Annotated in this window: 16 protein-coding genes; 7 read left to right on the top strand and 9 right to left on the bottom strand. The window is 50.3% G+C overall.

Features of this window, described 5'->3' with window-relative positions:
* Positions 1–38 precede the first annotated feature (38 nt).
* Positions 39–1802 (top strand): YncE family protein, encoded by a 1764-nt coding sequence (locus V5J35_RS20765; RefSeq protein WP_354008966.1) that lies wholly within the window; start codon positions 39–41, stop codon positions 1800–1802.
* 106 nt (positions 1803–1908) lie between these two features.
* Here the strand turns inward: V5J35_RS20765 and V5J35_RS20760 are convergent, their stop codons facing one another.
* Complete coding sequence (locus V5J35_RS20760; protein WP_354008965.1) at positions 1909–2388, bottom strand: YchJ family protein; 480 nt, start codon at positions 2386–2388, stop codon at positions 1909–1911.
* A 105-nt stretch (positions 2389–2493) separates the two neighbouring features.
* A complete protein-coding gene (locus V5J35_RS20755) occupies positions 2494–3210 on the bottom strand; it encodes a hypothetical protein (RefSeq protein ID WP_354008964.1) in 717 nt (238 codons plus the stop codon).
* Positions 3211–3554: 344 nt separating this feature from the next.
* Here V5J35_RS20755 and V5J35_RS20750 point away from each other — a divergent pair, with 344 nt between their 5' ends.
* The 3 genes from V5J35_RS20750 (at position 3555) to V5J35_RS20740 (ending at position 8107) form a co-directional block, all read left to right on the top strand.
* The gene (locus V5J35_RS20750; RefSeq protein WP_354008963.1) at positions 3555–4541 is read left to right on the top strand and encodes a TAXI family TRAP transporter solute-binding subunit; all 987 of its coding nucleotides are present in this window, start codon (positions 3555–3557) and stop codon (positions 4539–4541) included.
* 96 nt (positions 4542–4637) lie between these two features.
* Entirely contained in the window at positions 4638–7238 is a 2601-nt protein-coding gene (locus V5J35_RS20745) for a TRAP transporter permease (RefSeq protein WP_354016488.1), read from the top strand.
* Between the two features lie 20 nt (positions 7239–7258).
* Positions 7259–8107, top strand: coding sequence for a hypothetical protein (locus tag V5J35_RS20740; protein ID WP_354008960.1), 849 nt, complete (start codon positions 7259–7261; stop codon positions 8105–8107).
* On the opposite strand, the gene cydC is transcribed toward V5J35_RS20740, so the two are convergent.
* On the bottom strand, positions 8092–9762 hold the full coding sequence (gene cydC, locus V5J35_RS20735; RefSeq protein WP_354008959.1) for a heme ABC transporter ATP-binding protein/permease CydC: 1671 nt from the start codon (positions 9760–9762) through the stop codon (positions 8092–8094). The genes V5J35_RS20740 and cydC overlap by 16 nt on opposite strands.
* Entirely contained in the window at positions 9755–11581 is a 1827-nt protein-coding gene (gene cydD / locus V5J35_RS20730; protein ID WP_354008958.1) for a heme ABC transporter permease/ATP-binding protein CydD, read from the bottom strand. Before cydD ends, cydC begins: the two co-directional genes overlap by 8 nt.
* 211 nt (positions 11582–11792) lie before the next feature.
* Here cydD and trmJ point away from each other — a divergent pair, with 211 nt between their 5' ends.
* The 3 genes from trmJ to add all read left to right on the top strand — a co-directional run bounded on the left by trmJ (position 11793) and on the right by add (position 14185).
* Positions 11793–12551, top strand: coding sequence for a tRNA (cytosine(32)/uridine(32)-2'-O)-methyltransferase TrmJ (trmJ, locus tag V5J35_RS20725; RefSeq protein ID WP_354008957.1), 759 nt, complete (start codon positions 11793–11795; stop codon positions 12549–12551).
* Positions 12544–12975, top strand: a complete 432-nt coding sequence (locus V5J35_RS20720) for a GNAT family N-acetyltransferase (RefSeq protein ID WP_354008956.1) — start codon at positions 12544–12546, stop codon at positions 12973–12975. Before trmJ ends, V5J35_RS20720 begins: the two co-directional genes overlap by 8 nt.
* Positions 12976–13168: 193 nt before the next feature.
* Entirely contained in the window at positions 13169–14185 is a 1017-nt protein-coding gene (gene add, locus V5J35_RS20715; RefSeq protein WP_354008955.1) for an adenosine deaminase, read from the top strand.
* A gap of 93 nt (positions 14186–14278) precedes the next feature.
* Here add and V5J35_RS20710 read toward each other — a convergent pair whose 3' ends face one another.
* The 5 genes from V5J35_RS20710 to mazG all read right to left on the bottom strand — a co-directional run bounded on the left by V5J35_RS20710 (position 14279) and on the right by mazG (position 18768).
* A complete protein-coding gene (locus V5J35_RS20710; RefSeq protein ID WP_354008954.1) occupies positions 14279–14917 on the bottom strand; it encodes a YceH family protein in 639 nt (212 codons plus the stop codon).
* A gap of 113 nt (positions 14918–15030) precedes the next feature.
* Entirely contained in the window at positions 15031–16404 is a 1374-nt protein-coding gene (locus V5J35_RS20705) for a hypothetical protein (RefSeq protein WP_354008953.1), read from the bottom strand.
* 156 nt (positions 16405–16560) lie between these two features.
* Positions 16561–16998, bottom strand: coding sequence for a hypothetical protein (locus tag V5J35_RS20700; protein WP_354008952.1), 438 nt, complete (start codon positions 16996–16998; stop codon positions 16561–16563).
* 176 nt (positions 16999–17174) lie between these two features.
* Entirely contained in the window at positions 17175–17885 is a 711-nt protein-coding gene (locus V5J35_RS20695; protein ID WP_354008951.1) for a hypothetical protein, read from the bottom strand.
* Between the two features lie 70 nt (positions 17886–17955).
* Positions 17956–18768 (bottom strand): nucleoside triphosphate pyrophosphohydrolase, encoded by an 813-nt coding sequence (mazG, locus tag V5J35_RS20690; protein WP_354008950.1) that lies wholly within the window; start codon positions 18766–18768, stop codon positions 17956–17958.
* Positions 18769–18782: the final 14 nt, after the last annotated feature.

Here is an 18782-nt window from a genome sequence, read left to right as displayed (position 1 = left end):
CATTTTTTAAACCGTGTTGACAGGAGCGCATGATCTCTATGTATCACGAAGTCAAAACCCGTTTTTCAAGAACCAAACGACACCTCTCATTTTTCGTTCTGGCGACATTGCCATTGATAAATACACCGCCAGGCCGGGCTGAGTTGACCGATTGCTCCCTTATCAGAAAACCCGGCGGCTCATCGGCTGGATATGGCCAATGCCCTGTCGCTAATCGCTGTAAGGGAGTATCTGGCTGCATACCTGAGTTCGGAGTTAAAGACAGCAATGACAATTTCGTTCCTGCAATACGCCAGTGGGGTAGTTCAAGACCCGATCAGGGGGGGCTGAAAAACCCTGTTGCAGTCGCTGAAAACCCCAACGCAAGAGGACAAATCTGGGCTTTAAATAGTGATGACAGTGTCACCATTTTTTACTGTCCGGGAATCAAGTCTGCTTCCTACAAACCAGAAAAGCGACGGGACCTGGCATCCTGTCACTTCATGCACCGTCCTACAGCCATTGCCTTTGGTGGAGCGCCAAGTGACGGGGACGCCCCAGACTTTGAAGGGCAACTGGCTCAAAACCTGAATACAACAGGAACCTTTCTTACTACAGGCGGCAGCTGCAATGACTATACAGCCTCCGCATTTATGGGAGGCGATTACTCACAGCGAACCTGCACCGACTTTATGGGGCCCTCGCTATGGGCGAATAACCTCAAAACCTTTGCCATCCAAAATAACGACTTTTTCCCGAATGATCTTTCCAAACAGCCCTTTGGTTCCCATCTGTCCATGATTCATCAACAGCCCTATTCAATGGGTGCGGCCTGGGACGGCGAGCAAGCCGGTTACTGGACATGGGACGCTGGCGCAGATTCTAAATATGGAAGTATCGTGTTTACCAGCATTACCCAATCCCACGGTTATGGCGGTCACAACCATAATGGTGCCTCCCTTTACCGTTATGAGGGAACCACCATGACAAGAAAAGCCGGAACTGGCCCTATTATACCCGGGCATATGGTTAAATATGGCAAGTTTTTGTTCGTGGCAAATCCGGCGGCAGGTAGGATTAACGTTCTAGATACCCAAAGCGGAGTAACAAGCGGCCATGTCAAACCCGAAGAAGAGTGGAGAGAAAAGTACACGACGTATACCAAAATAATCAATGCAACCTTCTCTGTACTAAATGTCAAAGACCTTAGGCTTGATACCCCCAGTGGTCTGACCATTTCTGAAGACCGACTTTTTGTGAGTGACGCAGCTACAGGAGAAATTCATGCCATTAAACTGGATATCACAACAGGAAACCATACTTTGATTGGCAGTATCAGAACACCTGCAAGGCGAATTGCAGGCATGACTGTAGACAAAATAACCAAACGCCTTTGGTTTGTTGATTCAATCAGTCACACACTTAACGTTGTTGAACCGCCATGCCAGAATGAAGAAGACTGTGACTATGACCCACCTTCGCCCTGGGGTAATCAGTGTGTTCCCGATACCAATGAAGAGGGTAAAACCGTTTGGCAGGCCCATCTGGATAAGTCAAAGAACCACAACAACTGGGAAGGTTGCGCCAGGTATTACTACCTTAATTGTCCGGGAGGCAATGTACATGAAAATAGCAAGCTTCCGGTTTGCAATGAGTACGGCGGCACCTGGAAAGACGCCCAGGTCAGCTGGGTTGCAGGAAAAAGTACTTGCCAATGCACCACACTTCAAAGCGTTCCCCTCTCAGGAGCCAGCGAAGCCATGTCCTCTCTAAAAATCCCCATGGTTATATTCTCAACTATTCTGAGTTATTTTTACTGGTAGAGTTTATGGGAGCCATGTGAATCATTACATGGTTGCCCTTAGCCCAGTATCAACACTGCGGTCTGCCTTGCCACCCTCTCATGGCACCTGAGGGTGGCAGGCTGATTTAACAACCGCAGCACTTTTTATATTTTTTGCCACTGCCGCACAGACAGGGGTCATTACGACCCGGCAATTTTGCCGGAATATCAGGATAGATAAAGTACCAGCGCCCGTTCTCCCGTATAAAGTCTGATGTTTCATGGTGAGCGGATTCACCGGCTCCATCTTTGTACCACGCCTTGAATTCAACGATGCCTTTGCTGTCTTCCGCTTGTCCGGCTTCGGTACGAACAACATCCAGGCGTGTCCACTCCGTTGTATCGGCCCGGTTCATAATGCCTGATTTATCCAGCCCGTCGTGTTGACGGGGCCAGGTGGTTTCCAGCAGGTAAGCAGCATTTTTCAGATAGTAGGCACAAAAACGGGACCGCATCAGCTTCTCTGCTGTAGGGGCGTTTTTCCCCGTATGAAACATTGCACAGCAGTGCTGATAAGTCTGACCACTTCCGCAAGGGCATAATGATTCGGAAGGTATGCTCTTCATTGACAGGTTCCTGAAAATCAATAACTCAAGCTGGACGGGTTCTACAAACCGGTAGCCAGGTTTATAAGTCTGGCAGAACACCCGTCCCAGGGGTGTTGCATACTATCATTTTTCGGTTTTATCGCCTTCTGTAGCAAGTCGCATGATCTTTTCTATACCACGCTTTATCATAACTGGATAACAGATGTCTTTATTCTGATTATTACTGATTCCCAGAGCGGCGCACTCAACAGTATTTTCTCCCGGAATTCTTGCCTCAATCGTCGAACCATCCCTTTCCTTTTTTTCAGTGTTGACTGTTGGCAAGGTTACAGCAATGTTGGACAGAAGCATTCTGGTTGCTACGATATTAGCCTCGGTTGCGTCGGCAAAGTGCTTTACCTGCATCAACAATACATCCGGGTTAAAAGAGCTGGAACCAATAGCTCCCGCACCTGTTGATCTCCAGAACTCTACGAAGTGCATCGTAAAACTGGATTCACCTTCTACATCGACACCTAATGAGACCCTTTTATGGGGTGGAATCATGCAAACAGCCACTACAAAGTCTGGTGCAGGTCTTGTGCCTCCATCTCTGGGCTTCGGCTCAGTTATTTTAATGGTGCAATGATTCGCTGAAACAAAACCATCAAACGATCCCTGAATAACACAATTACACCCTTTTTTAAGTGTAATTTTCTCGTACCCTCTGGCTTGTAATTCATATTTACTCAGAAAAAACTGTTGCCTGAACCGGTCTACCCGAAACTGCTCTGAGCTGTGAACCTGAGCGGCGCCCTTTAATCCTTTGCTGTATTTTCGTCGCTCGTACCATGATGACATATCTTACTCCTCAAGGACTGAAAGACCTGTCGTAAAGGTAAAAAATGCTGATCGTCTTCATATATTGCTACTTATATCAGACGACTCAAAGAATCAGGCGCTTCCATGACCCTATAAGGATAGCTCGTTTCACTTCATAGGAAGGCAGATATAAAACTAAAAAGGTAGCTGAATCTTTTGAAACATTGCCACAAGACAATTTAAAGGACAAAAAAAATATGATATACAACTGATGACTTGTAATCAGGTTTCAAATTCCCTGATGATAGAAATGGAATTTTTGTGGCAAACAGCCATGAACAGGCAATAGCAAGAACGATAATAACCACAACAGAGAATAGCCAATGACATTACTAAAAAAATTAAGTATGGCCATTTTTGGAGCGGGCATAGCAGTTTCAGCCGTCAGCGCCAATGCTCAAAACGTTCAACAGCAGTTTGTCACCATTGGTACCGGCGGGGTGACTGGTGTTTACTACCCGACCGGTGGCGCCATCTGTCGTCTGGTTAACAGAACCCGCAAAGATACTGGTATTCGCTGCTCTGTTGAGTCTACCGGTGGTTCCAGCTACAACCTGAACACCATTCGTGCCGGTGACATGGACATGGGTATTGTCCAGTCGGACTGGCAATATCATGCCACCAACGGCACCAGCAAGTTTAAGCCCAATGGCCCGGATAAAGAGTTGCGGGCAGTCTTCTCCCTGCATCCGGAAGCCTTCACCGTCCTTGCCCGTAAAGACGCCAACATCAAGACGTTTGAAGACCTGAAAGGCAAGCGGGTCAATATTGGCAACCCGGGTTCCGGTCAGCGCGGTACCATGGAACAAATGATGGCCGCCAAAGGGTGGACCACCAAAGCCTTCTCGCTGACCTCTGAACTCAAGTCCTCTGAACAGGCCAAAGCCCTGTGTGACAACAAGATTGATGCGTTTGTGTTCACTGCGGGCCATCCCAGTGGTTCCCTGAAAGAAGCCACCACCTCCTGTGACACCAACCTTGTCACTGTCAGCGGCCCGGCCGTTGAAAAGCTGCTCAGCGAAAATCCTTATTACCGTACCGCCACCATTCCCGGTGGCATGTACCGTGGTAACGACGCCGACGTACAGACCTTTGGTGTTGCCGCTACGTTTGTTGCCTCAACCCGTTTGAGCGATGAAACCGTGTATCAGGTGACCAAATCCGTGTTCGAAGACCTGTCCACCTTCAAGCAGATGCATCAGGCATTCGGCACCCTGAAGAAGGAAGAAATGATCTCTGACGGTCTGTCTGCACCTCTGCACGAAGGCGCTAAGCGCTACTTTATGGAAGCCGGCCTGATCAAGAATTAATTCTTGTCCGTCAATCATGTAATGACAAAACCCGGCTCGCCGGGTTTTGCTGCCGTTTACGAGTACTAACGATTAACGTTCAGGTCAGGAATTTCCATGGAAGTCGACACATCCAAAGAGGCTCTCAGGGAAGCCCGCAAAATAGCCGAACAGTCCGATCAGGGGGCGCGCAACCCGGTTGGTCTTACTGGTCGGCTTATTCTTGCTGTCACACTCTGCTGGTCGCTGTTTCAACTCTGGTATGCATCCCCACTGCCTTTTATTTTCAAAGCGGGTATTTTCAATGACACTCAGGCTCGCGCCATTCATTTAAGCTTTGCCGTTTTTCTCGCCTTTATGGCATTTCCTGCACGGCGCAAGTCGTATAGAAACCAGGTGCCTTTTTACGACTGGATAATGGCGCTGCTGGCCAGTTTCAGTTCGGCTTATCTGTATCTGTTCAGCACCGAGCTGGCTTACCGCTCCGGCGCACCAACCACCATGGATCTGTTTATCGCGGCTTCCGGCATTATTCTGTTACTGGAAGCCACCCGTCGTGCGTTAGGCCCACCACTGATGGTCGTCGCTTTGGTATTTATTACCTATGCCTTTGCCGGTCCTTATATGCCGGACGTTATAGCCCATAAAGGTGCCAGTTTTAATAAAGCCATGTCCCACTTCTGGATCACCACCGAAGGGGTGTTCGGGGTAGCGCTGGGTGTCTCCACCAACTTTGTCTTTATGTTTGTCCTGTTCGGCGCACTGCTGGAAAGAGCCGGTGCCGGTAACTATTTTATTCAGGTAGCCTTCTCTCTGTTGGGTCACATGCGCGGTGGCCCTGCTAAAGCGGCAGTGGTGTCTTCCGGCCTGAGTGGCGTGGTGTCTGGTTCATCCATTGCTAACGTTGTCACCACCGGAACCTTCACCATCCCATTGATGAAGCGGGTCGGTTTCCCTTCCCATAAAGCCGGAGCCATAGAAGTCGCTGCCTCCACCAATGGCCAGCTGACTCCGCCCATCATGGGGGCTGCAGCCTTTCTGATGGTGGAATACGTCGGCATTTCCTATCTGGAAGTAATCAAGGCGGCATTGCTGCCCGCTATTATTTCCTATATTGCCCTGTTCTATATCGTTCACCTTGAAGCGGTTAAAGCCGGAATGGAAGGTTTGCCACGCAGGCACACCCGCACCAAACTGCAGGCACTGCTGTCGTTTACCGGAACCTTTGCCGGGCTCTGCATTATGGGAACTGCCGTCTATTACGGCATTGGCTGGACCCGAAGCTATATGGGCGACTATGCCCTGTACATGATTGGCAGCGCATTGCTGTTGAGCTACGTGGGTCTGGTGAAGCTTGCCTCACTGCAACCCGACCTGCCCCGGGATACGGAAGCCACGCTCAGCCATACGCCCGAGCCCGGCCCGACACTGAAACGCGGTCTTTACTATTTATTGCCGATTGTCGTGTTGCTCTGGTGCCTGACCGTTGAACGCTTCTCCCCGGGACTGTCTGCGTTCTGGTCAACCCTGGTCATGATTGTGATCACCCTGACCCATAAGCCCCTGCTGTCCTTTTTCCGTAAAGAGTTCCGAAGCAAACAGCCTGACACCAGTGCTCTCAAACAGGGCTGGTTCGATATGCTCAATGGACTGTTAAGTGGTGCGCGCAATATGATCGGCATTGGCGTCGCCACCGCTACAGCCGGTATTGTTGTGGGCGCTGTTACCCTGACCGGTATCGGGCTGGTAATGACCGAGTTTGTAGAATGGATTTCCGGCGGTAATGTGATTCTTATGCTGGTGTTCACGGCGCTGATCTGTCTGGTACTGGGCATGGGACTGCCAACCACCGCCAACTACATCGTTGTCTCAACACTGATGACACCGGTGATTGTTACCCTGGGGGCTCAGTCTGGCCTGATCGTGCCTCTGATCGCCGTTCACCTGTTTGTGTTCTACTTTGGCATTCTGGCAGATGATACGCCTCCGGTAGGGCTGGCTGCCTTTGCGGCGGCAGCGATCGCCCGTTCCGACCCGATCCGGACCGGTATTCAGGGCTTCACCTACGATATCCGTACCGCCGTTCTGCCGTTTATGTTTATCTTTAACACCGAGCTGTTACTGATTGGGGTGGATAGCTGGCTACAACTGGTTCTGGTGGTGTCCAGCGCCCTGGTGGCCATGCTGGTTTTCGCTACCGCTACCCAGGGTTACTGGCTGACCAAAAACCGCTGGTATGAAACCGTTGGTTTGCTGTTGATCGCCTTTACCCTGTTCCGCCCCGGTTTCTGGTGGGACCAGATTTACGATCCCTATGAAACCTATGAAGGTGAGCAGATTATTGCCGGTCTGGAGAAGGCACCACTGGATGACGAAATCCGTCTATGGGTCTCCGGTGAAAATCTCGATGGCAGAATGGTTAGCAAGCTCAGCATTCTGCCGACAGGCTCTGAAGCAGGTGCCGAGCAACAACTGAGCTTTATGGGTCTGCAAACCTACCCGTCTGACGGCGAACTCAAGGTAGATATGATCAGCTTTGACAGCCCGGCAGAATCAGCCGGTATTGATTTTGACTGGACCCTTAACCGTCTGGAAATTCCGGTAGAACGCCCCCCCAGACAGCTGATCTGGATTCCTGCCCTGCTACTTCTCGGGTTGATATTTTTGGGTCAGCGTCGGCGCAGTGCAAACTATCTTCAATGTGCCGATATCTCCTGAGAGAAAAACGATGGCACACTATGGACAGTTTGATCAGACCCAGAGATATTGTCGGTGCATTTACCTGGCAGAAGCTACAGAAGAAAGGTACATGGCTGGACAGTAAAAATGAGGTTAGCGGACTATGGGGGTTACGTCGTCTGGTAAAACCCCTGCCGCTGTTGGGCAGGCTGGCTGAGCCGAAAGCCAGCCAGGCATCAATTAGTCGTATCAAACAGCAGCTGCGCAACCGGAATATCTCAGAAACGAACATCAGGCTGCTACTGAAGACAGCGAACATTATCAAACTGGGTTACAGCCGGGGCGTACTGACCGAAAAAGCCTACAAAGCCATTAATAAGGAAAACCTGGAGAAACTGGTCACTGCCGCGAATAAAAGCCGTGGTGAGCTGCTGGAGCTGGCGGCCAGCCAGAGTCGGGGCGCTTTAGCCAGATACATAGAAAAAGAACGTCAGGAAATGGGAGCTATCGGTTCTGCCCTGCCGGTTATCCCTGGTACGCAACCGGTAACACCCTATCTGCAACCAGCAGGTACCAGAAAAAAGCCCCGCCGTATTCCCATTACACGGCCCGCTATTACCGAAAGAGATGTCGCGCCTGAGCCACCTGTCCGCCAGCTGAACCAGACAACAACGAAAGCGACAGACGACGAGTCCCCCCGGAACCCACAGCCTGAAGAGATCGAATTCCGTCATCTGTTCACCCAGCTGCGACTTAAAGATGTCCGGTTAAAAGCAGAACATTTTCAGCCCCTGCTGGATGGGGGCATCATCAGGGCAGACAATCTCCATGGCAATAATGACAACGCCATTGAACAACTGACCCGACAGGCTTGCGAACACCTTGGGCTGGATCAACCGCAAACCTGAGACAAACGCCCGCCATCCAGCCGGTACACTGCATCCATTTTCTGCAACATACCCTGCTTATGAGTAATCATCATCACGGTTTTGTGCTGATAAGCCTCAAGAATACGGTTTAACAACAGTTGTTCACTGAAGCGATCCAGCCCTTCCGACGCTTCATCCATGATCAGGATATCTGCCTGCTTCAGCATGGCACGGGCAATAGCCAGACGACGCTGTTCACCACCCGACAAAGTGATGCCGCCCTGCCCCAGCCACAGATCAAGAATCTTTTCATCTCCTCGAGCCGCAGCTAACTGGTTTAACCCCGTCGTTTGTATAACCTCAAGCAGACGCTCATCGCTGGCAGAGTGATCAGCCAGCTTCAGATTATCCCGCAACGTCGCACTTAGTACATGGGTTTTCTGGGGAACCACAGCCAGCGCCTGATAAAGCGCCTGCTCACTGAAATCAGGGACTGGAACACCATCAATCAATACCTGACCACTGTCGCAATCGTTATAACGGGTCAGCAAACCAGCGAGTGTTGACTTGCCACACCCGGTTTTGCCCACCAGTGCGACGTGCTGACCGACAGGAATCGTCAGTGTCACCTGATCCAGTACCTGCAATCCGCCATAAGAAAAGTTGACATTTTCAAACTGAACCTGCCCCTTAACCTCAGGCTTCTGCTCACCGTAAATCATGGGTGGCTGGTCGATCACTTCTTTCAACTGCCCCGCCGCCTGTGTGGTAAAGCCCAGAAACTGAAAAGCCCCGGGAACCGGCATCAGAGCTTCAAACCCTGCCAGTACCGCAAACAACGACATCACCATAACAGGGCCGGAAATCCCCCCTGCCTGATATTCCCCCGCCGCCAGATACAGCATGACGACGGCAGAACTGCCCGCTGCAAACGTCAACAACGCAGAGCCCAGACCTTCCAGCTTTGAGAGCCTCGCCTGATGCCGGTGCAGCTGACGCTCCCGCTCGTCTAACTGCTGCCGGAAAACCTCTTCAGTACCCACAATCTGCAATTCAGCCATCCCTTGCAGATAATCCAGCGCAGCCTGCCGGAGCTGTTGCTGACTGACACCTTTCGCCTTACTGCTGTGTTTACCCAGCGCATAAAACAACGGCGGCAGCAGCAATAACCAGCCCCCCATCATCAGCAGCACAGACAACCCAAGCGTGGTACTGAACCAGCTCAACCCCAGTGAAAGAATCACAATCACCAGAACAGCCGCCAGAATCGGGCTGAACATCCGCAGGTATAACTGATCCAGAGCGTCAACATCCGCCACCAGCCGGTTCAGCAGATCACCCTTACGAAATCGCTTTAAACGATGCAGGGGAACCGGCGCAAGACGGGCGAAAAACCAGCCCCGCAACCAGGCCAGTAGTTTAAAGGTCGCATCGTGGCTGACCAGACGCTCAAAATACCGGGAGGCGGTTCGTCCTATGGAAAAACCCCGGACGCCAGCACCCGGCGTAAAGAAGTTAAAGTGTTGTGCCGTTGCCAGTGTTAATCCGGCAATGGCGGTTGAGGTGATAAACCAGCCAGAGAGGGCTAACAGCCCAAGGCTTGCCAGCAATGTGGTAATTGACAGTAATACACCTAATGCCATAGCACCAGGATGACGACGGTACAGTTTAATAAACGGCAGAAGGTTACCCATTGGCTACTCCTTTAGCGAGTCCTTTAGCGAGTCCCTGTTCCTGTTCCAGCTCAGTGACAAAATGTGAGAATCGATCGTTCGATGGAAAATGCCCCGACTTCAACTCGGCGGGCACACCTTCAGCCACCAGCTTTCCGCTTTCCAGCATCAGCACCCGATCCATGGAATCAATCTGTTCCAACCTGTGGGTCACGGTGATGACCGCACAGTCTGAAGGTATAGATTCAAGGGCATCCAGAACCAGTCGCTCACTCAGGGCATCAAGGCTGGCAGTAGGCTCATCCAGAATCAGCAATTTCACAGGTTCAGCGATGGCACGAGCCAGGGCGATACGTTGCGCCTGCCCGACGGATACATTGCCCCCCTGTTCCTGCAACAGCGTGTCGATACCCGCCGGCAGTCTTTCAATAAACTCCATTGCCTGAGCGTTATGCAACGCCTGTAACACCTGCTCCCGACTCAGTTCGCGACCAAAGCAGACATTGTCATAAACACTGCCATGGATGATTAACGGTTGCTGTCCGAGCCAGGCAATGTTCTTTCTCCAGCTTTCAGGAGCCACATCACGGAGTTCACAGCCATTCACCTGCAACTGCCCGCGATAGGACCAGAAGCCCATCAGGGTATTAATCAGGGTCGACTTACCGGCACCCGAGGGGCCGATAATAGCCAGTCGCTCTCCGGCTCTGACGGAAAAGGACAGATCACTCAGCAGGTTCTGACCACCCGGAGCATCCACCGACAGACCGGACACGGCGATACTCAACGACCCGGTATCAGGCAACGGCTGACTACCCTGCTGACTGCTGATCGCTTCCTGATCAAGCACCCTGATAATATCATCGCAGGCACCGATAGCCTTGGCCTTAGCGTGGTAGTGAGTACCCAGGTCACGCAGTGGCTGATAAAAATCCGGTGCCAGCAACAATAAAAACAGTCCGCTAAACAAGCTGACTCCAGCCCCGTAACTGCCAAAGTTTAGATACCCCAGAAAACTCATACCCAGATACAGCGCCAGAATGGCGATAGAGATTGAGGCAAAAAACTCCAGTACGGTAGACGACAGGAATGCCAGCCTTAACACCTGCATGGTTTTCACCCGAAAATCCTCACTGGCCTGTTCCAGCTGCTGCTTTTCATAAGCACTTCTCTGAAACAGCCGCAATGTTTCCATCGCCTGCAAACGGTCCAGAAAAAAACCACCCAGTCGGTTCAAAGCCTGAAAGTTTCGACGGTTGGCTTCTGCTGCTTTCAGCCCGACAAGAATCATAAACAGTGGAATCAGCGGTGCCGTGCCAAGAAATACCAGACCAGCCACCCAGTTAAGAGGAAACGCCACCACCACGATGACCAGAGGTATTAACGCTGCCAGCGCCATTTGCGGCAGATAACGGGCAACGAAATCATGCAGCTCTTCCACCTGTTCCACCAGCAGGGTGGACCAGCTGCCAGCGGGCTGGGTAGCGATCGTGGTTGGCCCCTGTCGCTTCAGCTTTTGCAAAAGGGCTGAACGAATGCTCTCCCGAACCTGGACACCGGCATTGAAGCCACAGACTTCACGTCCCCAGTTGCAGATCGAGCGAACCAGCAACACCAGCAGAATGCTGATCATCGCACCGGTCAGGTCCGTGCGTGGCACACTGTCCATGACCAGTTTATGAATACTGTCAGCCAGCAGGGCTGCCTGAACAATCAACAGGAGACCACTGAACAAACCCAGTGAAACGGAGGCAATCAACCACTTGCGGGCAGGCGAAACCTGTTGTAATAACCAGCGATAGGCGGCTTTTTCAGCCGTCTTATTCGTCGAACTGCTCATATCAGACGAAACTCACAAAAGAGAAGATAAACTTCGGAAAATACAGAGCTGCACTGTAACAGATACGACCATTATTACCACAGTACAAATTTTAATTATTTTTCAGACACAAAAGTTATATAAGGGAAGCCTGCTATTTTTCCTGGTAGCCATTTATGCGGGGCAGGAACGACATTATAATTGCCCACCTTAATTGAAATTCGCCCGGATCATGCTGTCAAATATTCGAATTATCCTGATTAACACCTTTCACCCCGGTAATATTGGCTCTGCCGCGCGGGCCATGAAAACCATGGGTTTAAGCGAGCTGTGTCTGGTAACTCCGCAACGTTACCCTGACCCCGATGCCGACGCAATGGCGGCTGGCGCAATGGATGTTCTGGCGAACGCCCGCATCTTTCCTTCTCTGGATGAAGCCATTGCCGACTGTTCGCTGGTGATTGGTACCAGCGCCCGCTCACGCAACAGCACCAGTAACCGTCCGATGCTGGAAGCCGATGCTTGTGCCGAAGCCCTGCTGAAAGAGTCTGTCAACCGCCCTGTTGCCCTCGTGTTTGGACAGGAGACCATGGGACTGACCAATGAAGAACTGGAAAAGTGTCACTTTCATGCCTGCATTGATGCTAATCCGGACTACCCGGTGCTGAATGTTGCTTCAGCCATTCAGATTCTCTGTTACGAACTGCGCAAGGCTTCGGTTCATTTTGACCGGACAACGATTCAACTACAGGCTCAGCCACAAGCAGAAGAGTACCCCCTTCAGGAAGAACTGGAGCGCTTCTACCAGCACCTTGAACAAACCCTGACGGATATTGATTTTATTATTCAGCAGCACCCGGGCAAGGTGATGAAAAGACTTCGTCGCTTATTTAACCGGGCCCGCCCGGAGTCAAAAGAACTGAATATGCTGCGGGGCATTCTGTCCAGCGCCCAGAAAGCCAGCGGTGTGAAAGACAACACCAATGATTGAAGAGCTGCAACCGGTGGCCTATCCACTGGTTAACCGTTTTTTCAAGGCCAATGGACACAAAGGCAAAGCCCGCTCCGGCGAGCGGGTGTTTGTCCTTCGCAGCGAAGGTGAGATAATCGCCGCGCTGCGAGCCTGCCCCCGGTCTCAAGGTTTTCTGCTGCGCTCTGTCTGTGTGTCAGTACCAAGACGCGGCTGCGGCTATGGGCTTCAGCTGGTAAAGGAAACACTTCTGGCTTTGTCCCCTTCCCGCTGCTGGTGTTACCCCTATCAACACCTTAAGCACTTTTATAGCCTTGCCGGTTTCAAAGAGCTTTCTTCTGAAAGTGTGCCGACCGAGATTTCCACACCCTGGCAGAACTATCAAAAAAGCGGTAAGGCATATCTGTTAATGGGAAGCAACATCATTTTCAACAGTTCATCATAATCATGAGACCTGTTTCGATCCACAGGACCAGCTTACTAAAGTCGCAGGAAGCTGTTTTCCTTTTGCAAAACTACCTAGTCACGTTGAGTGTCTTATCCGAGTTTATAGATTTCCCGGTTTGCCTGCCTTGTGATTTCAACTATTTTATTACTCGGTACTGAGTTGATTACCCATCAAAACAGTGAGAAACACTATGATCGATAAATCACTCCCCCTGACCGATATCCATCGACATCTTGACGGCAATACCCGGCCCCAGACTATTCTTGAGCTAGGTCTGAAAAATAATATTCAACTTCCTGCCAAAACACTTACAGATTTGCTTCCCCATGTTCAGGTGACTAATCAAGAGCCCGATCTGGTCAGCTTTCTCAGCAAGATTGACTGGGGTGTCAAAGTTCTTTCATCTTACGACGATTGTCGTCGAGTTGCCTATGAAAATGTTGAAGACGCACGGAATGCCCAAATCGACTACGCCGAATTGCGCTTTAGCCCCTGGTATATGGCAATGACAAACGGCCTGAACCCGGAAGGAGTCGTCGAAGCCGTGATTGACGGTGTACAGGCTGGTAGCAAAGACTTTTCAGTTAAAACCAATCTAATTGGTGTTATGTGTCGTACCTGTGGCCTACAGGGCTGCAAGAAAGACCTGGAAGCCTGCCTTACCCATAAAGACCATCTGGTCGCTATCGATCTGGCAGGTGATGAGGTGGGTAAACCCGGTGCGCTTTTTAACAGTCATTTTAAGCAGGTTCGTGATGCAGGTCTGAACGTTACTATTCATGCAGGTGAAGCCGCTGGTCCTGAGAGCGTATGGCAAGCTATTAACGAGCTGGGTGCAACGCGTATTGGTCATGGAGCCAAAGCCATTCAAGACCCGGAACTAATGGATTATCTGGCAGAACACCAGATTGGCATAGAGTCCTGCCTGACCTCCAACGTACAAACCAGTGCTTTCCCAAATATAGAGTCACACCCTCTCAAGCAGTTTCTGGCACACGGTATTTTAGCTACCATTAACACCGACGATCCTGCTGTGGAAGGCATAGACTTGCCTCATGAATATGAAGTTGCTGCTCCTGCTGCTGGATTGAACCAAGGTGATATTCGTCAGGCACAGGAAAATGGCCTGACCATTGCTTACCTTTCAGAAACAGAAAGAGCAGAACTGAAAGAGAGTGTAAAATCCAAGCACCAGCCTAGCTCGTGATACAGAGATATGTTTTCTCTACTTTAAAGGTTTCTGACATGGCATATTCAAAATATTGTGAGTATTGGCCTCCACCGGGAAGAGGCGCTAGAGTTACTCCAGGCCGTCTGCTGATGAAACCAGCAACTGATTTAAACGCTCAATTTCAGCCTTCAGAACCTTCACTTCATGCTCAAGCTCCTGAATACGCGACTTGTCGTCAGCCATGACCGTCACGGGGCTGGGTGGCACCTCAATATCGCCGGAGAACAGATGGGCGAAACGGGACTCGCGCTTGCCGGGTTCCTTTGGCAGCTGCCTGACCCACTCTTTTTCAGCCATGTCCTGCAACACGGTTTCTACCTGTGAAACGTCTGAAAACTGTGTCAGACGACCCGTCCGGCTGCGAATTTCACCCGGTGTCTGCGGACCACGCAACAACATCACGCAGACGATGGCACGTTCCTGCTCAGAAAACTTCAGGTCACTGAACAGGGTATTGCAGAACCGGTGGCGGTACTTGCTGGTGCGGGAGCCGCCTTCTTCACTGACCAGGCGTTGTTCGACCAGGTCATCCAGAGTGCTTTTGACGTCAGCTGGCGTCAGCGACAGCACCGGGTCCCGATTGCTTTTCTGGTTGCAGGCATTCAGCAGGGAATTCAGCGTCAGCGGGTACAGGTCGGGCGTTGTACTCTCCTTCTCCAGAAGGCAGCCAAGTACGCGAGTTTCGTTCAATGTCAGATTTAAATCCACAATAACCTTCCTGGACAGCGATGAGTAAAGACTATGTCGAAATGTATAGCAGGTTGGAAATAATTTACATCAATAAAGCAGGAAACAAGGACCCAGGAGATCAAAACGCCCGGTTAGACTAATTCCCAGCCATCTTCATTCCGGGCATCCGGTTTTTCAGCAGCCAGTTTTTTAAGGTATTCCAGATTATGAACAAAGCCTCCGCGGGCAATGGTTACCCGGTTGAAATACTCGTGAATGTCATCATAAGAACAAAAGCGAATGGCCTGACCAGAGGGTTTTACGCTCGTCGTAGTACCAACGGAAGCCGTGGCAATGTCGCTCTTGCCAAAAGCTTCTCCATAGGGATCATAGGTTAAAAAACCGTCTACAGTGTCGGAGCCTTTCCTGAGAGAGGCGGGACCCAGTACCGTTACAGCGTGATTGGTCGGGGTACCGGATGAGGCATTAAAAGTCCCCCGCCAGTCGCCCCTGGTACCCAGTATTACCGGAATGCCCTGTTTGATATTGAAACAGATCAGATCTTTAATCAGAGGTTTTTTCAGATCATCATCACGCGCGTCAAACGCATTCAGACTTTGTGGCTGCTGGAACGCAGGGCTTGGTGACGTTAGTTCAGGCATCGGTGGCAGCAGTTTAAAAGCCAGAGACATATCGATACGATCAAGCAGACAACTGTTTTTTTTATTACTGGTTATCAAGCGTAACAAGCCTTCAATATAAGACAAATCCTCTCCCGGCTTTTCTTTCTTCAATTGATCAACGTTGGCACTACGCTCCAGAAGCAACGCATGACACGCTTTCTCTATATAACCTGCCCAACGAGCACCGGAAGTATTGGCAAATGAATAACAATCCTTACCATGGCGATCAACGGGACGGCTGCTGGACACCACTACCTTGACACTACGTTCAGCCAGAGAGTCATCGTTTAAAGTTACCCCCACAAAACCTTCCGGATATAGCCGGATAATCTGCTGTAGCAAACGTTGTCCCAGTGGGGTTGCAGCATAAGCACCCAATGCACTCAGCAGAAAACAGGTCTGTCGCCTGTCCAGCTGTGCAATATCAAACGTATCTGGCACTTCACCATTGAACAGCACCCCATTGCCCATTCGATCGTACCATTCAGAACTGGAATCCATATTGTTCAGCAGTCTCTCGTCAGAGACAAACATATCCACCTGATTAGCTCTCAGCTCGTCTTGCCATTCTGATGCCGGAACACGCGCCTCCTTCCAATCAGGTACAGTGCACTGATCAGCGGGTAGCGAGCGTGTGACCAGCCCCCTCACCTTTCCCAGTGTACGCAGCAGCCTTTTCCCTAACGCTTGTTGCGAACCGGAAGCTTTTCTCATAAACGGCTTTAGCATGAACTGCATTTCCGCTTCATGCTTTTTAACACTGTGAGAACCGAACCGGGCTTTAAACTCATTATGGTCTCTGGCAGCGGCTGAATATTCAGGCTCCTGCGAATCTGAAACCACAAAAGACTCAAATGAGCCTGATGAGCGCCTTTTGGAGCCACTGGGAGAAAGAGGGTCTGCCATAAATAATAAGAGTATTTATATTCTTATGGCGATTATCGACGGCAGGCCGAGTTTTTACAGTGAAAAACTAAGAGGCAGTACTGCCTCTCGATATCAGTCGCTGCCTGAACGCTCAGATCGATCGCAGCAGGAAAAATAGTAGTTTCTACCCAGATAGATAATATGCAGAGAAGCCGCGAGGGGCAGCAGATAGAGAAAAGCTCCGACCTCAAACAACTTCTCAATCGCGTCGGCCTGATAGAGAATAACAATGGACGATATCATCCCCATCAGCGACAACAGGCGAATTTTGCCATCACAGATCATATTGGATTTTGGGTGGCAGATTTTGTAAACCAGCGCCAGCAGGGCAAAGAACCCAATCACGCCGCCCACCACCATCATGACCATGGTGATGGCCTGAAATTCCCCACTCAGGGCAGACAATATCCAGAACGGAACAAAAGCAATACCGATAATCAGGTAGCAGAGGGATGGGCCGTAACAGATCATCAGTTCCAGCAATAATAATAATTTACTGATTGGCTTCATGTATAAATAAACATCTCTTCTACTATTTGCCTCCCCAGGCTATTGGATTGAGCCGCTCCAGCGCAAAACAAGGCTACCATTGATCTGTAAAGTCGTCCATTAAGGCTCTTGTCCATTTTATCCTGCCAGCAGCACCGGGGTTATTACCCTTTACTCCGGAAAATGAAGCGTCGGGTTTACAACGTAGTTTCCCTTTCGACTACACCCTCTCGCAATCGCCTTGCCCTCAGACGCATCTGCGGGAAACCCTTTTCAGCGTCTGCGGTTAACTCTGCCAGGCATTGTTGAAACCGCCCCTCATTCCAGCACGGTTCAAAATGCGTCACCTTAAACCATGCTGTTTGCTGCAGAAAAAGATTTATGTACGAATGCAGCCACTGAAAACTTCCGGGGTATGGAATCGATACGTCACCTTGATTCGCATCGAAAAAAAATAATCTTTTTGTCCGATCAACATAAGCTGCAACAACATGTGGACCAAGGGCTCTATGGTAATAACTAAAAATGCTGATCCCATGAGACACAGAGACAAGATGGCTGACTTCCATGGCGTCAGCACTGGAAACAGATTTACCATTGTAATGAAATGGACGTACCATCATGATGCCTTTATCAATGAACAGCTGTGATAATCCCTGATCCCGATACGCCAATGCACTTTGGAGCATTTCTATAGTACTGGTTTCCCTGGAAAGAATCTTATTGCTATACATTCCTTCATGCGACAAATAATACCTTATCCAAACAATAGTCGCTCCCCCACAAATGCCTGCTTGAGCGACTGAACCCTCACCAAAAAAGAGATTAATATCAGGGCTGTCCATGCATTGAGAAAAAGATCGATAAAACACACCCCCGTATCTGGGTGCATCAGAAAACAACCCCATCACTTATGCCTCGTCATAACCCCACCAAACATCAGTTTTTAAAATAAATACGCCATCAGTTGTACTTCCTTTAACCGCCATTCTGCTTGCTTTGTTGCCAGTAGTCTTCCATTTCTTCCAGCGTCAGTTGCCGGAAATCCTGTTCATCAGCCAGGGCGATAGATTCCATAGTACGGAATCGTCGTTCGAATTTCCCCGTGGCTTGCCGTAAAGCCAGTTCAGGATCTACCTGTAAATGTCGGGCTAAATTCACACAGGCGAACAACAGGTCGCCAAACTCTTCCGTCATTCGCTCCTGTCCTTCGGTCTGGGCTTCCTTCAGCTCGGTAATCTCTTCCTGTATTTTTTCATACACCTGCGAGCTGTCAGGCCAGTCAAACCCTGTTTTTGCAGCCGCTTTCTGAATTTTCTTTGCCTTTTCCATGGCTGGGAGCGCCGCTGGCAGTTTGTCTGGCATGGCGGACAGCGGTCTGGATACCCCGGCCTTTTCACGCTGCTTGATCTTACTCCAGTTCTCGGTCACCTGTTCCGGTGTCGTCGCTTCCTCTCCGGTACGCTCAGAGTGTAAGCTTCCGTCAGGAAAAACATGGGGGTGCCGGCGAACCATTTTGCTGACCAGCCCGTGAATGACATCTGAAATATCAAACAACGTTTCTTCCTGCGCCATCCGGGCGTGAAAGATCACCTGAAACAGCAGGTCACCCAGTTCCTCTTTCAGGTTGTCGTAATCCTTACTGGCGATGGCTTCCAACACCTCACAAGCCTCTTCTAACGTGTAGGGAGCAATGGTGCTGAAATTCTGTTCCAGATCCCAGGGACAACCGGTAACCGGGTCCCTGAGTCGATTCATTAAATACACCAGGTCGTCGTAGCTATATTGCATCAGGCTTTTTACCT

This window comes from Endozoicomonas sp. NE40, from assembly GCF_040549045.1.
Lineage (GTDB): Bacteria > Pseudomonadota > Gammaproteobacteria > Pseudomonadales > Endozoicomonadaceae > Endozoicomonas_A > Endozoicomonas_A lisbonensis.
This window is presented reverse-complemented; position numbering and strand designations above follow the sequence as displayed.